15 protein-coding genes are annotated in these 12,799 nt (G+C 63.3%); 12 read left to right on the top strand and 3 right to left on the bottom strand.

Features of this window, described 5'->3' with window-relative positions:
* The first annotated feature begins 25 nt into the window (after positions 1-25).
* From UP10_RS03865 to cynS, 6 genes are all read left to right on the top strand, one after another.
* Positions 26-1,138: an acyl-CoA dehydrogenase family protein gene (locus UP10_RS03865; protein ID WP_044586012.1), complete on the top strand. Its 1,113-nt coding sequence runs from the start codon at positions 26-28 to the stop codon at positions 1,136-1,138.
* A gap of 49 nt (positions 1,139-1,187) precedes the next feature.
* Positions 1,188-2,066, top strand: a complete 879-nt coding sequence (locus UP10_RS03860) for a sulfurtransferase (protein ID WP_044586011.1) — start codon at positions 1,188-1,190, stop codon at positions 2,064-2,066.
* Positions 2,067-2,172: 106 nt separating this feature from the next.
* Positions 2,173-3,558, top strand: a complete 1,386-nt coding sequence (locus UP10_RS03855) for a CmpA/NrtA family ABC transporter substrate-binding protein (RefSeq protein WP_044586179.1) — start codon at positions 2,173-2,175, stop codon at positions 3,556-3,558.
* Positions 3,559-3,718: 160 nt separating this feature from the next.
* Entirely contained in the window at positions 3,719-4,558 is an 840-nt protein-coding gene (gene ntrB, locus UP10_RS03850; RefSeq protein ID WP_044586010.1) for a nitrate ABC transporter permease, read from the top strand.
* Positions 4,559-4,560: 2 nt separating this feature from the next.
* Positions 4,561-5,487, top strand: coding sequence for an ABC transporter ATP-binding protein (locus tag UP10_RS03845; protein WP_044586009.1), 927 nt, complete (start codon positions 4,561-4,563; stop codon positions 5,485-5,487).
* 62 nt (positions 5,488-5,549) lie between these two features.
* On the top strand, positions 5,550-6,038 hold the full coding sequence (cynS, locus tag UP10_RS03840; protein ID WP_044541517.1) for a cyanase: 489 nt from the start codon (positions 5,550-5,552) through the stop codon (positions 6,036-6,038).
* Between the two features lie 100 nt (positions 6,039-6,138).
* On the opposite strand, the gene UP10_RS03835 is transcribed toward cynS, so the two are convergent.
* A complete protein-coding gene (locus tag UP10_RS03835; protein ID WP_044586008.1) occupies positions 6,139-6,951 on the bottom strand; it encodes an isocitrate lyase/PEP mutase family protein in 813 nt (270 codons plus the stop codon).
* 112 nt (positions 6,952-7,063) lie between these two features.
* Between UP10_RS03835 and UP10_RS03830 the strand changes: the two genes are divergently transcribed.
* Positions 7,064-7,978 carry a LysR family transcriptional regulator gene (locus UP10_RS03830; RefSeq protein WP_044586007.1) on the top strand — a complete coding sequence of 305 codons (915 nt, stop codon included), beginning with the start codon at positions 7,064-7,066 and terminating at the stop codon, positions 7,976-7,978.
* Between the two features lie 49 nt (positions 7,979-8,027).
* Here the strand turns inward: UP10_RS03830 and UP10_RS03825 are convergent, their stop codons facing one another.
* Positions 8,028-8,351, bottom strand: coding sequence for a DUF1476 domain-containing protein (locus UP10_RS03825; protein WP_044586006.1), 324 nt, complete (start codon positions 8,349-8,351; stop codon positions 8,028-8,030).
* Positions 8,352-8,702: 351 nt separating this feature from the next.
* Between UP10_RS03825 and purC the strand changes: the two genes are divergently transcribed.
* From purC to UP10_RS03800, 5 genes are all read left to right on the top strand, one after another.
* On the top strand, positions 8,703-9,470 hold the full coding sequence (purC, locus tag UP10_RS03820; protein ID WP_197082751.1) for a phosphoribosylaminoimidazolesuccinocarboxamide synthase: 768 nt from the start codon (positions 8,703-8,705) through the stop codon (positions 9,468-9,470).
* A 68-nt stretch (positions 9,471-9,538) separates the two neighbouring features.
* Complete coding sequence (gene purS / locus UP10_RS03815; protein WP_044541512.1) at positions 9,539-9,781, top strand: phosphoribosylformylglycinamidine synthase subunit PurS; 243 nt, start codon at positions 9,539-9,541, stop codon at positions 9,779-9,781.
* A gap of 13 nt (positions 9,782-9,794) precedes the next feature.
* On the top strand, positions 9,795-10,361 hold the full coding sequence (locus UP10_RS03810) for a hypothetical protein (RefSeq protein WP_245321648.1): 567 nt from the start codon (positions 9,795-9,797) through the stop codon (positions 10,359-10,361).
* 4 nt (positions 10,362-10,365) lie between these two features.
* On the top strand, positions 10,366-11,067 hold the full coding sequence (gene purQ, locus UP10_RS03805; RefSeq protein WP_044586005.1) for a phosphoribosylformylglycinamidine synthase subunit PurQ: 702 nt from the start codon (positions 10,366-10,368) through the stop codon (positions 11,065-11,067).
* Positions 11,068-11,387: 320 nt separating this feature from the next.
* Entirely contained in the window at positions 11,388-12,125 is a 738-nt protein-coding gene (locus UP10_RS03800) for a tetratricopeptide repeat protein (RefSeq protein ID WP_044586004.1), read from the top strand.
* A gap of 65 nt (positions 12,126-12,190) precedes the next feature.
* Here the strand turns inward: UP10_RS03800 and UP10_RS03795 are convergent, their stop codons facing one another.
* Positions 12,191-12,670, bottom strand: coding sequence for a PaaI family thioesterase (locus UP10_RS03795; RefSeq protein WP_044586003.1), 480 nt, complete (start codon positions 12,668-12,670; stop codon positions 12,191-12,193).
* Between the last annotated feature and the right edge of the window lie 129 nt (positions 12,671-12,799).

Below are 12,799 nucleotides of genomic sequence, written 5' to 3'. Positions count from 1 at the left end.
GCAATCAAAGGTGCGGAGACGAACGATGGGTTCATTGGCTTTATCGCGGGTCGACATGGCAGATCCCGCACCGACCATTGCCGACGAGGTCGCCCGGTTGGCCCGTCAGGAGCTGGCACCGCTTGCATCCGCAATCGATGCCGGCTCCGTTTATCCCGGTGAATTCCTGCGGCGGCTCGGCGAAGTCGGCGCCTGGGCCAGCCACGTCCCGCAGGAAGGGCCGGCCGATCTGCGCTGCGCCATCCAGTCGATGGCAGCACTCGGGGAGATCTGCGGCGCCACCGCCTTCATGGCGTGGTGCCAGAACACACTGGTCTGGTACGCCGCGAACTCCACCAACATGAAGCTTGCCGCGCGCTTCGGCGACAGCTTTTCGAGCGGTCGCGTGCTCGGCGGCACCGGGCTGTCGAACCCGATGAAGAGCTTCTTCGGCATCGAGCGGCTGAAGCTGAAGGGCCGCAAGGTCGAGGGCGGCTACGTCGTCCGCGGCGCGCTGCCCTGGGTGTCGAACCTCGGGCCCGATCATTACTTCGGCACCATCTTCGAGCGCGAGGATGAGGACGGCGGCACCGTGATGTTCCTCGCCGACTGCTCCGATCCCGCCATCACGCTAACGCCTTGCAAACCGTTCCTGGCGATGGACGGCACCGGCACCTATGGCGTCCAGTTCCGCGACGTGTTCGTGCCTGACGAGTTGATCCTGGCCGAGACCGCCGCACCGTTCGTCAAGAAGATCCGCGCCGGCTTCATCCTGCTGCAGGCAGGCATGGGCCTCGGCCTGATGAAGGATTGCATCAACATCATGGACGAAGTCCATGCGCCGCTCGGCCACGTCAATCGCTATCTGCCGCAACAGCCCACCCAATTCCGCGAGCTCTATGCCGAGTTCGAGAAGGAGGCGATGACGCTGGCGCGCGATCCCTACAATGAAGACGACAGCTATTGGCGGCGCGTCGTCGCGCTGCGCTTGCGGATCGGCGATGCCAGCGTCGCGGTCGCGCATGCGGCGATGCTCCATTGCGGCGCGCGCGGCTATCTCAAGAGCCACCGCGCGCAGCGAAGGCTGCGCGAGGCCTATTTCGTCGCCATCGTTACACCCGCCACCAAGCAGCTGCGCAAGATGCTGGCGGACGGGTGAAAGAAGTTCGGGACCACCAAGACTGCAACCACAAACAGGAGAGGCTGCCATGACGGACGTTCTGATCACCGCCGGTGAACTTGCCGAGCTCATCACGAAAGAACCCTGTGTCGTGATCGACACAAGGGATCCGGAAGCCTATGCGGCGGGGCACCTGCCCAATGCCGTCAATGTGCGCGACGTCTTCACCTTTCTCGCAACCTCGACGCCGGAAGGCATGCACGAGCTGAAGACCAAGTTCGCCAATGCGTTCGGCGCGGCCGGTCTGTCCGGCAAGGAGACCGCTGTCATTTACGAGCAGTCGATGAATTCGGGCTTCGGCCAGTCCTGCCGCGGCTACTATCTGCTCACCATGCTGGGCTATCCCAAAGTGAAGGTGCTGCATGGCGGCTACGACGCCTGGAAGGCCGCGGACCTCCCGACGACAACAGACGTTCCGGTGCCGATCAAGGCGTCGTTCTCGATCGTCCCCGAGGCCGGCGACATCCTGATCGACGCCAAGGCGATGCTGGCGGCGCTCGACAAGCCCGGCGTCGCGATCCTCGACGTGCGCGACGTCGACGAATGGATCGGCGACAGCTCATCGCCCTATGGCAAGGATTTCTGCCCGCGCAAGGGCCGCATCCCGGGCGCCGTCTGGCTCGAATGGTACCGCATGATGAAGCCAACCGGCGAGGGCCCGCGCTTCAAGTCCAAGGACGAGATCCTGGCGGAATGCGCCACCGTCGGCATCTCGCAGTCGACGCCGGTCTATCTCTATTGCTTCAAGGGCGCGCGTGCCTCGAACACGTTCCTCGCGCTGAAGAACGCCGGCGTGAAGGACGTACGGATGTATTTCGGCTCCTGGAATGAATGGTCGCGCGACCCCTCGCTGCCGATCGAGGAAGGCTTGCCGACCGCTGCTCTCGAAACAAGCAAGGCGGCATAGAACCTGCATGTTTTTCACCGTCCGGCGGCGCAAAACGCGGCCGGGCGGTGATCAATTTGCCGGATCGCAGGGTTCACTGCGGCCCGGTGCGACAATGAGGCGCAGCATGTCCACCTTCGACGATCCCTTCGATGCCGACCGCGCGCTCACGCGATCGGGCTGCGCCTGCGGCCTGCATCGTTCCGCTGCCGAGCACGATCACGCCGAGCGTGCGCTGCGTTGCGAGCCGGTCAAGAGCGAGGAGAAGCGTTACGAAGGCGTCGTCGCCTCGGCGGTGATGCGGGCGGTGTTTCCGCAGGACGCCGCACGCCGTGCGTTCCTGAAATCGGTCGGTGCCTCGACCGCGCTCGCCGCGCTGTCGCAGTTCTTTCCGCTCAAGACGGCGACCGAGGCGTTTGCCGAAGCCGGCACGCCGGAGAAGAAGGACCTCAAGGTCGGCTTCATTCCGATCACCTGCGCGACGCCGATCATCATGGCAGCACCGCTCGGCTTCTATGCCAAGCAGGGTTTGAACGTCGAGGTGGTGAAGACCGCCGGCTGGGCCGTGATCCGCGACAAGACCATCAACAAGGAATACGACGCCGCGCACATGCTGGCCCCGATGCCGATCGCGATCTCGCTCGGCCTTGGAGCCACTGCGATCCCGTTCACGGTGCCCGCGATTGAGAACATCAACGGGCAGGGCATTACGCTGGCGATGAAGCACAAGGACCGGCGCGATCCGAAGGACTGGAAGGGCATGAAGTTCGCCATTCCGTTCGACTACTCGATGCACAATTATTTGCTGCGCTATTATCTCGCCGAACACGGGCTCGATCCTGACGTCGACGTGCAGCTCCGCTCGGTGCCGCCGCCGGAAATGGTCGCCAATCTGCGCGCCGACAATATCGACGGCTTCCTCGCGCCCGACAACATCTGCCAGCGCGCGATCTATGACGGGGTCGGCTTCCTGCACATCCTGTCCAAGGAGATCTGGGACGGCCATCCCTGCTGCAGCTTTGCCGCGAGCCGGGAATTCATCACCACGGCGCCGAATTCGTTCGCCGCGCTGACCCGCGCGATCGTGGATGCGACCGGCTATGCGTCCAAGGCCGAGAACCGCAAGCAGATCGCGGAGGCGATCGCGCCGGCCAATTACATCAACGCGCCGGTGACGGTGCTGGAACAGGTGCTGACCGGCACCTACGCCGACGGGCTCGGTGGTGTGAAGACCGATCCAAAACGCGTCGATTTCGATCCGTTCCCCTGGCAGTCCTTTGCGGTGTGGATGCTGACGCAGATGAAGCGCTGGGGCCAGATCAAGGGCGATGTCGACTACAAGGCAGTGGCCGAGCAGGTCTATCTCGCCACCGACACCAAGAAGGTGATGGCCGAGATGGGACTGTCACCGCCGGCGACCTCGTACAAGTCGTTCTCGGTGATGGGCAAGACTTTTGATCCGGAGAAGCCCGACGACTATCTCGCGGGCTTCAAGATCAGGAAGTCGTCGTGAGGGAAAAGGCTTTCTCCGCGATGTCGTCCCGGCGAAGGCCGGGACCCATAACCACGGCCGTTAGCGATTGCGTACGGCGTCTCCCCGCGTGCCCCATCGAGGGTGCACGGCGTATGGGTCCCGGCCTTCGCCGGGACGACGCGGGGAGGGAATTCGCGCAATGACCCTCTCCCTCCGCCTCCGCGCCGCAATCGTCTCCATCGCCCTGCTCGCCGTCTTCCTCGGCGCCTGGCATCTTGCGACCCGCGGCACTGGCGCTACGGCCAATATGAGTCCCGAGTATGCAAAGCTGATGGGGCTGACGGCAACGCAGGGCAAGTCGGCGATGCCGGGACCGGTGGATGTTGGCGCAAAGCTGTGGGAGCATTTGAAGCGGCCGTTCTACGACAACGGGCCGAACGACAAGGGGCTCGGCATCCAGCTTGCTTACTCGATGGGACGCGTCGCGCTCGGCTATTTCATTGCCGTGGTCGTCGCGATCCCGCTCGGATTTCTGATCGGCATGTCGCCCCTGATCAGCAAGGCGCTCGACCCGTTCATCCAGATATTGAAGCCGATCTCGCCGCTGGCCTGGATGCCGCTTGCGCTCTACACCATCAAGGACTCCTCGATCTCGGCGATCTTCGTCATCTTCATCTGCTCGGTGTGGCCGATGCTGCTGAACACCGCGTTCGGCGTCGCCAGCGTGCGCAAGGAGTGGATCAACGTCGCGCGCACGCTCGAGGTCGGCACCGTCAGGCGCGCCTTCACCGTGATCCTGCCGGCAGCGGCGCCGACGATCCTCACCGGCATGCGGATCTCGATCGGGATTGCCTGGCTCGTGATCGTCGCGGCCGAGATGCTGGTCGGCGGCACCGGCATCGGCTACTTCGTCTGGAACGAATGGAATAATCTCTCGATCACCAACGTCATCATCGCGATCCTCTTGATCGGTATCGTCGGCATGCTGCTCGACCAGGTCCTTGCGCGGTTCACGCGCATGGTGACGTTTCCGGAGTAGCGATGACCGACAAGTTCATTTCAATCGAAGCCATCGCGCGGCGCTATCCGGCGGCCAATGGCGGCACCACGACAGTGTTCGAGAACCTCTGGCTGTCGATGGCGCGCGGCGAGTTCGGCTGCGTGATCGGGCATTCCGGCTGCGGTAAGACCACGGTGCTCAACATCCTCGCCGGGCTCGACGAGCCAAGCGAGGGCACTGTCATCGTCGACGGGCAGGGCATCGAGGGCACCAGCCTCGATCGTGCCGTGATCTTCCAGAGCCACGCGCTGTTGCCGTGGCGCACGGTGCTCGGCAACGTCGCCTATGCCGTCGGCTCGAAATGGCGCAAATGGGATCGCGCGCGGGTGAAAGCGTACGCGCAGAAGTTCATCGATCTTGTCGGCCTCACCGGCTCGGAGCACAAGCACCCGTCGGAACTATCGGGCGGCATGAAGCAACGCGTCGGCATTGCGCGCGCGCTGTCGATCACGCCGAAGATCATGCTGATGGACGAGCCGTTCTCGGCGCTGGATGCGCTCACGCGAGGGACGCTGCAGGACGAGGTGCGGCGGATTTGTCTGGAAACCGGCCAGACCACCTTCATGATCACCCACGACGTCGATGAGGCGATCTTCCTCGCCGACAAGATCTTCCTGATGACCAACGGTCCCGGCGCGGTGCTGGCGGAGATCGTCGAGAACCCGCTGCCCAAGGAGCGCGGCCGCATCGATCTGCATCGCCACCCCTATTACTACGCGCTGCGAAATCATATCGTCGATTTCCTCGTCAGCCGCAGCAAGAGCTTTGCGACCGACGTGACCGATCACGACCCGCGCCACGTTCCCACCGTGCGGCCGGGGCTGCCGGAACTGACGATTGCGTCGGGGGCCGAGCATTCAACACAGGCGTCATGGCCGGGCTTGTCCCGGCCATCCACGTCTAGCTGAGCTAACCAAAAACGTGGATGCCCGGGACAAGCCCGGGCATGACGAAGAGAGGAGACAATGACATGAAACGCGAAGACCTCACCGAAAAGCTGCTCGACATCAAGCGCGAGAAGGGCTGGAGCTGGAAGCACATCTGCGAGCAGATCGGCGGCTATTCCGAAGTGCTGATCACAGGCGCCATCCTCGGCCAGATGAAGCTGACGAAACCGCAGGCCGCCAATGCGCAGGAGCTGTTCGGTCTGTCGAAATCCGAGACCGCGATGCTCAACGAGGTGCCGATGCGCGGCACCGGCACGCCGATGCCGCCGACCGATCCTTTGATCTATCGCTTCTACGAAATGGTGATGGTCAACAGCCCGGCGTGGAAGGCGCTGATCGAGGAAGAGTTCGGCGACGGCATCATGTCGGCGATCGACTTCGACATGACGATGGAGCGCGTCGCCAATCCCAAGGGCGATCGCGTCAAGATCACGATGTCGGGCAAATTCCTTCCCTTCAAATATTACGGCGCGAGCGGCAACGTGCCGGAATATGGTTTCAAGGAAGAGTGAGTTTTTCCGACGTCATTCCGGACGGCGCGCAGCGACGATCCGGAATCTCGAGATTCCGGGTTCGTGCTTCGCACGCCCCGGAATGACGTCGGGACGCGGGCTACCTGAACGCTTCACGCACCTCCTTCACCGGCGCCATGTCGCGGACAAAGGTGAAGGCACCGCGATCCTTCATCTCGCGGGCACTGCGCAGGAACGCCGCCAGTGCGTGACGCTCCATCGCGCCACCGACGCTGATGCGCTTGACGCCGGCGGCGGACAGCTGATCGACCGTCAAGGTCGGGTCGGCAAAGCCCATCACCAGGTTGAACGGCTTGTCGATCGACGACACCACCGTGCGGATGGTGCCGAGGTCGTACAGACCGGGCGAATACAACACGTCGGCACCGGCGGCTTCAAAGGCCTGCAATCGCTTGATGGTATCATCGAGATCCTTACGTCCCCACAGAAAATTCTCCGCCCGCGCCGTCAGCATGAACGGGAACGGCAACGCGCGCGCGGCCTCGACCGCCGCCTGAACCCGCTCGACCGCGAGCGAGAAATCGTAGATCGGATGCTGCGGATTGCCGGTCGAATCCTCGATCGAGCCGCCGACGGCGCCGGCTTCTGCCGCGCGCGCGATCGCCTTCGCCGCCGTCTTCGGATCATCAGCGCCGCAATTCTCCAGATCGGCGTTGACCGGCAGGTCGGTGGCATCAGCGATCACCCGGCAATTCTCGATGATGGCGTCGAGGCTGACGCTCGCGCGGCCCAGCGTGTTCGCGAGTCCGAGGCTGGTAGTCGCGAGTGCCTCGAAGCTCATGGCAGCGAGCAGCTTGGCGGTTCCGGCATCCCATGGATTGGGAATAATGAAAGCGCCGGGACGCTTATGCAACTCGCGAAACCGTGCCGCCTTGTCTGCCTGGGTGCGCATGTGAAGCTCCTGTGTGTCTCGGATTCGTGCGCGTGAGCGATAGGGTGGTTTCATCCATCAGACAAATTTGTTATTCCTCTCGATACCATCAGCTTTATGCATGAGGTCCGGGATGGACAGCGACGCGCTCAATACGTTCCTGGTCGTGCACCGGCGCGGCGGCATCTCGAACGCCGCGAAGGCGCTGCACCGCTCGCAGCCGGCGATCTCGCGACGGATCGCGCTGCTGGAGCAGGAGCTCGGCGTGCCCTTGTTCGAGCGGATCACGGGCAAGACCAGGCTGAGCGACGCGGGGCGGGTGATGGTGCCCTATGCCGAACGCGCAGTGGCGGCGGCGCAGGACGCCGAAAACGCGGTGCGGGCACTGTCGCGCGACAATTCCGGGCCGGTTGCGCTTGCAGTGACGGGGACGCTCGCCGGAGCGCAGCTCTCCAGGGTGCTGAAGCGCTTTGCGCGCCAGTATCCCGATGTGCAACTGACGCTGCGCACCGCGACCAGCGGCGAGGTCAGCGACCTGATCCGGCGCGGCGAGGCGACGATCGGCCTCCGCTACAGCAGCGTTGGTTCACGCGATCTGGATTGCGAAAGGCTGTTTGCCGAGCCGCTTCAGGTGGTCTGCGCGCCGGATCATCCGCAGGCCGGGCGCCGTGTCGGCAAGCTTGCCGATCTGCGGGCAGAGCGTTGGATTGCCTTTCCGGAGGTACCGGGACGCCGCGAGATCGCGGCTTCGCATGTGTTTGCGCTGTTCCTGACGCAGGGTATGGGTGAGGTTGACTGGACGCCGGTCGACAGCCTCACCGCGCAGAAACGTCTTGTCGAAGCCGGGCTCGGGATCGCGCTGCTGGCGCAGAGCCATGCGGCGGAGGAAATCCGCTCGTCCGCCATCGCGACGATTCGCGTCGGCGATCTGACCGCCAGTCACGATGTCGTCGCGGTGACACGGCGCGGCGGTTTCCTGAGCGCAGCGTCGCGCCGCCTGCTTGAGGTCATTCGTCGTGAATTTTCAAAGACGCGAATGGCGAAATAACGAATCGAATGCCGCTATTCGCCATTCGCTACACCCCATTCGCCAGGCGTTACGCCCCCGCCTTGACCTGGGCCACGGCCTGGGCGAGCAGCTCGTCCATCTTGGCGCGGATCTCGCGTTCGGTGACGGCCTGGCCCTTGGCGGTGAGATCCTTCAGCACCTTGTGCAGGACGTCATTGTCGCCGGCTTCCTCGAAGTCGGCAGCGACCACGTCCTTGGCGTAGGCGTTGGCGGCATCGCCTGACATGCCGAGCTTTCCGGCGGCCCACAGGCCAAGCAGCTTGTTGCGGCGGGCTTCAGCCTTGAATTTCAGCTCCTCGTCGAGGGCGAATTTCTTCTCGAAACCTTCCTCGCGCTTGTCGAATGTGGTCATGGGCTGAAGTTCCGATTCCCTGCTGAAAAGAGGGCCGCCGCGCCGTTGCGGCAGCCCCGATGCCTGCCTAGATAGGGGGCAAGAATCGGCAACACAACGAGCCGTTAAGCCGCAGGCAAAACACACGGAATCGGCCCTTTACGATAGGGCGCGGATAAGTGCCCCCCATGAGGCCGTATCGATTGTGCTCGATGGGCCAATCGGATAGGTTGCCTGAAGGCTTGGTTCTTGTTCTGTTTCCGGTTGGAGTATCAGGTTCCAGGCCTCCGCGGCAGCTCCGTCGTGGGTCGCAACCCAAAGTCATCCGGAGCACCCAGATTCATGGATTTCAACAAAACACGGTACATCCCAATGAGCCGTCGACGCCGCATTTACGAAGGCAAGGCCAAGGTGCTTTACGAAGGTCCGGAGCCGGGAACCCTGATCCAGCACTTCAAGGACGATGCGACCGCGTTCAACAAGCAGAAACACCAGGTGATCGAGGGCAAGGGCGTCCTCAACAACCGGATTTCGGAGTACCTGTTTCAGCACCTCAACGACATCGGGGTGCCCACCCACTTCATCCGCCGCCTCAACATGCGCGAGCAGCTGATTCGCGAGGTCGAGATCGTGCCGCTCGAGGTGGTGGTGCGGAACGTCGCCGCCGGATCGCTGTCGCAGCGCCTCGGCATCGAGGAAGGCACCCAGCTGCCGCGCTCGATCATCGAGTTCTATTACAAGAACGACCAGCTCAACGACCCCATGGTGTCGGAAGAGCACATCACCGCGTTCGGCTGGGCCACGCCGCAGGAAATCGACGACATCATGGCGCTCGCCATCCGCGTCAACGACTTCCTGACCGGATTGTTCTTGGGCATCGGCATCCGCCTCGTCGACTTCAAGATGGAATGCGGTCGCCTGTTCGAGAACGAGATGATGCGGATCATCGTCGCCGACGAGATCTCGCCGGACTCCTGCCGTCTGTGGGATATCAAGTCGAACGAGAAGCTCGACAAGGACCGTTTCCGCAGGGATCTCGGTGGGCTTCTTGAAGCCTATACCGAAGTGGCGAAGCGGCTCGGCATTCTCATGGAAAACGAGCGGCCGGCCGGCACCGGCCCGGTGCTGGTGAAGAGCTAGAGCATGATCCCGAAAAGTGGGAACCGGTTTTCGGGAACAGATCATGCTCAAGCTTTAGGAGAGCTGACGTGAAGGCACGTGTGACCGTTACATTGAAGTCGGGCATCCTCGATCCGCAAGGCAAGGCGATCGAGGGTGCGCTCAAATCGCTCGGCGTCGATGGCGTCGCCAGCGTCCGCCAGGGCAAGGTGTTCGACATCGAACTAGCTGACACCGACAAGGCCAAGGCGGAAGCCGCGCTGAAGGCGGCCGCCGATAAGCTCCTGGCGAATACCGTGATCGAGAATTACCGGGTGGAAGTTCTGAGCTGATCGAGCGAGCCAAATGATAACAGCCGCTCCCGCTTTTCCCGGCAGCAACCGCGCTTCCGTCCGATCATTGTTGCTTGCCCTGCTGGCGGCTGCCGGTATCGGCGGTGCTTCGGCTCAATCGCTACCGGCGCCACCGTCCGCGACGCAGTCGCCGCCGGTTGCGGTTAAGGGGTGGCGTTACGAACGCCGCGGCGCCGACATGCACATTTTCCACTGCGAACAAGCGAACTGCAGTGCGGGTTCGAAGGTCAGCTATCGGTTGTATGCCGCCGACAATCCGATGACCTTGCAGCAGTTCCGCGAGAGCCAGGACCAGATCGTCAAGGCGTTGCAGCAGCGGACGCCAGGGCAGCGGATCACCATTCTCGGCGTTGATGGTGACAAGGGCACGGCGGCGCCGCGAATGTTTCGGGCCAGGCGCCTGACGGTGACGCCCGACGGTGCCAGCGAGTATCAGGTCAATGGCCTGCTGTTCGGCAAGCAAGCCTCCGCCAGCCTGATCAGTTCGGCGCACGACGAGAAGGCCAGCAACGACAATTACGCAAAATTCATGCTTGTTCTAGCGCCCAAGATCCGGTGATCCCATGAAATCAGCCGTCCTCGTTTTCCCCGGCATCAATCGCGAGCGCGACATGGCACGCGCATTGAAGCTTGCTTCCGGCAACGAGACCGCGATGGTCTGGCACGCCGACACCGCGCTGCCCAAAGGCACCGATCTCGTGGTGGTGCCCGGCGGCTTCTCCTATGGCGACTATCTGCGCTGCGGCGCGATCGCAGCGCGGGCGCCTGTGATGGACGCGGTGCGCGACCACGCGGCCAAAGGCGGCCTCGTGCTCGGCGTCTGCAACGGCTTCCAGATCCTGTGCGAGTCCGGCCTCTTGCCCGGTGTTCTCATGCGCAATGCGCAGCTCAAGTTCGTTTGCCGCGACGTGCACATGAAGGTCGAGCGCTCCGACACGCCATTCACCCGCGGCTATAATGCCGGCCAGGTGATTCGTGTGCCGGTCGCCCATGGCGAGGGCAATTACGAGGCGGATGAGGAAACGCTGAAGCGTCTCGAAGGCGACGGGCGCGTGCTCTATCGCTATTGCTCGGCCGATGGCGTGGTCGACGAGAGCTCCAACTTCAACGGTGCCGCGCATTCGATCGCCGGCATCGTCAACGAGCGCGGCAACGTGCTCGGCATGATGCCGCATCCGGAAAATCACGTCGAAGAGATCATGGGCTGCACCGACGGCCGTGGTCTGTTCGCGGGTCTTGTCCAGCACCTGGAAAAGGCGGCCTGAGGACCATTGCGTTTTCGAGGCTGCACCCGGCGCCAACGAGTTCGCGCCGGATCTGCTGCAGCCACTCGTCGGGCGCGACGTCGCGAAATACCGGACGCTGCTGGCGGACGACCAGAAGTAGCTCTCCTGATACAGACGACCCTTGCCCGCCTTGAACCTGCCGGGTTCTGTCCGACACCAACCCCACGTTGCTGCTTTGCGCTTTCACGAACTCTTCACGCTGAGACAGCCGGCCTAACAACCGGGGATTGTCTTGGCGCATTTGACGCGATATCACGGAAACGATTTGAAATGATCGGTTCGCATCGCTGGAATTCGCTATGCCCGTCGCATTGGTCGTTCTGCTGCTCGACATCTCGCTGATCTATCACGCATCGCGCACCGGGCGCCTGCAGCCCTGGGCCTTCATCATCTTGATGGTGCCGCTGATCGGCGCGCTCGCCTACATCGTGGTCGAGCTGGTTCCGGAATGGTGGGGCGGGCCGGGCGCCGCGCAGGCACGCAAGCGCGTCGCCAATCGGCTCGACCCGGAGAAGCAGTATCGCGACCTCTCCGACCGGCTCGCGACGTCGGATACGATCGCCAACCGAGCGGCGCTTGCCGCCGAGTGCCAGACGATCGGCCGCTTCGACGAGGCCGAGCATCATTACGACCATATCATGCGGCTGCCGCTGGGCGACGTTCCTGGCTATGCGCTCGCCAAGGCGCAGGCCCAGTTCGACCGCAAGCGCGCCGCCGACGCGCTGGCGATGCTCGATGCCTTGCGCGAGCGCTGGCCGGATTTCGAATCGGCCGAAGGGCATCTGCTCTATGCCCGCGCGCTCGCCGAAATCGGCCGAGTCGACGAAGCACTGGAGGAATATCACGCGGTTTCGCAGTATTTTCCCGGCGCGGAGGCTCGCGTCCGCTACGGCCTGTTGCTGCAACTGGTCGGCCGGACCGCCGAGGCGCGAATGGTGTTCAACGAGTTGCTGATCCAGATGCGGCGCGCGCCCAGATATCTGAGGAACGCCCAGGCCGAATGGCTTTCGATCGCCGAGAAGCAGTTGTCGACTTGAGCGGCGCTAGCGCGCTGGTTCGAACCTAGCGTGGGTAGGGTCCGAAAAGCCGGATCGTCCGGGCGTTACGCATCCGCCTGCACCGCCGGCTTCCGCTTCATCCTCTTGATGGTGCCGGAGAAGGTGAACAGCATCCGCGCGCCGGAACGCAGCGTGCCGCGCAGGAAGATCAGCGAACCGCCGGCGCGCGTCACCTCACCGTCGCATTCGATAAGTTCGCCCTGGCGGGCGGCGTCGAGGAATTCGCACGAGAACCCCACCGTGACGCCGGATCCCTGCAGCTCGGAGGAGGCGAGGGCGAACAGGCAGTAGTCCGCGAACGTCATGAAGCAGCCGCCATGGACGTTGCCGGAGCCGTTGAGGTGCTTGTTCTCGACCCGGAACGCGCAGCGCACGCGGCCGTTCTCGTCCAGGCGGTGGTAGAACGGCCCGGAATGGGTCTCGAAATTGTCGCGCGTCCAGGTGCGCCAGCCGGCGAATTCGCCCTCGGTTTCGACATGGAGGCGGGACGCCTCGAGGAATGCGGTTTTGGACAGGTCGTTCACGAAAATGGGCCTTCCATGCGGGGTTTCGGTCCTTAAATCCGATCCATCCGCATAGTGCAAATCCCGTACCCTGGAGCCCGCTGGCGCAAAGCTCTGGACAGGGCGGAAATGCCGCCTAAAAGGCCTTTT

The sequence above is a fragment of the Bradyrhizobium sp. LTSPM299 genome (assembly GCF_000938235.1).
In the GTDB taxonomy this organism is placed as follows: domain Bacteria; phylum Pseudomonadota; class Alphaproteobacteria; order Rhizobiales; family Xanthobacteraceae; genus Bradyrhizobium.
Note: the sequence above shows the minus strand (reverse complement) of the source record. Positions and strands in the feature narration are given on the sequence as shown.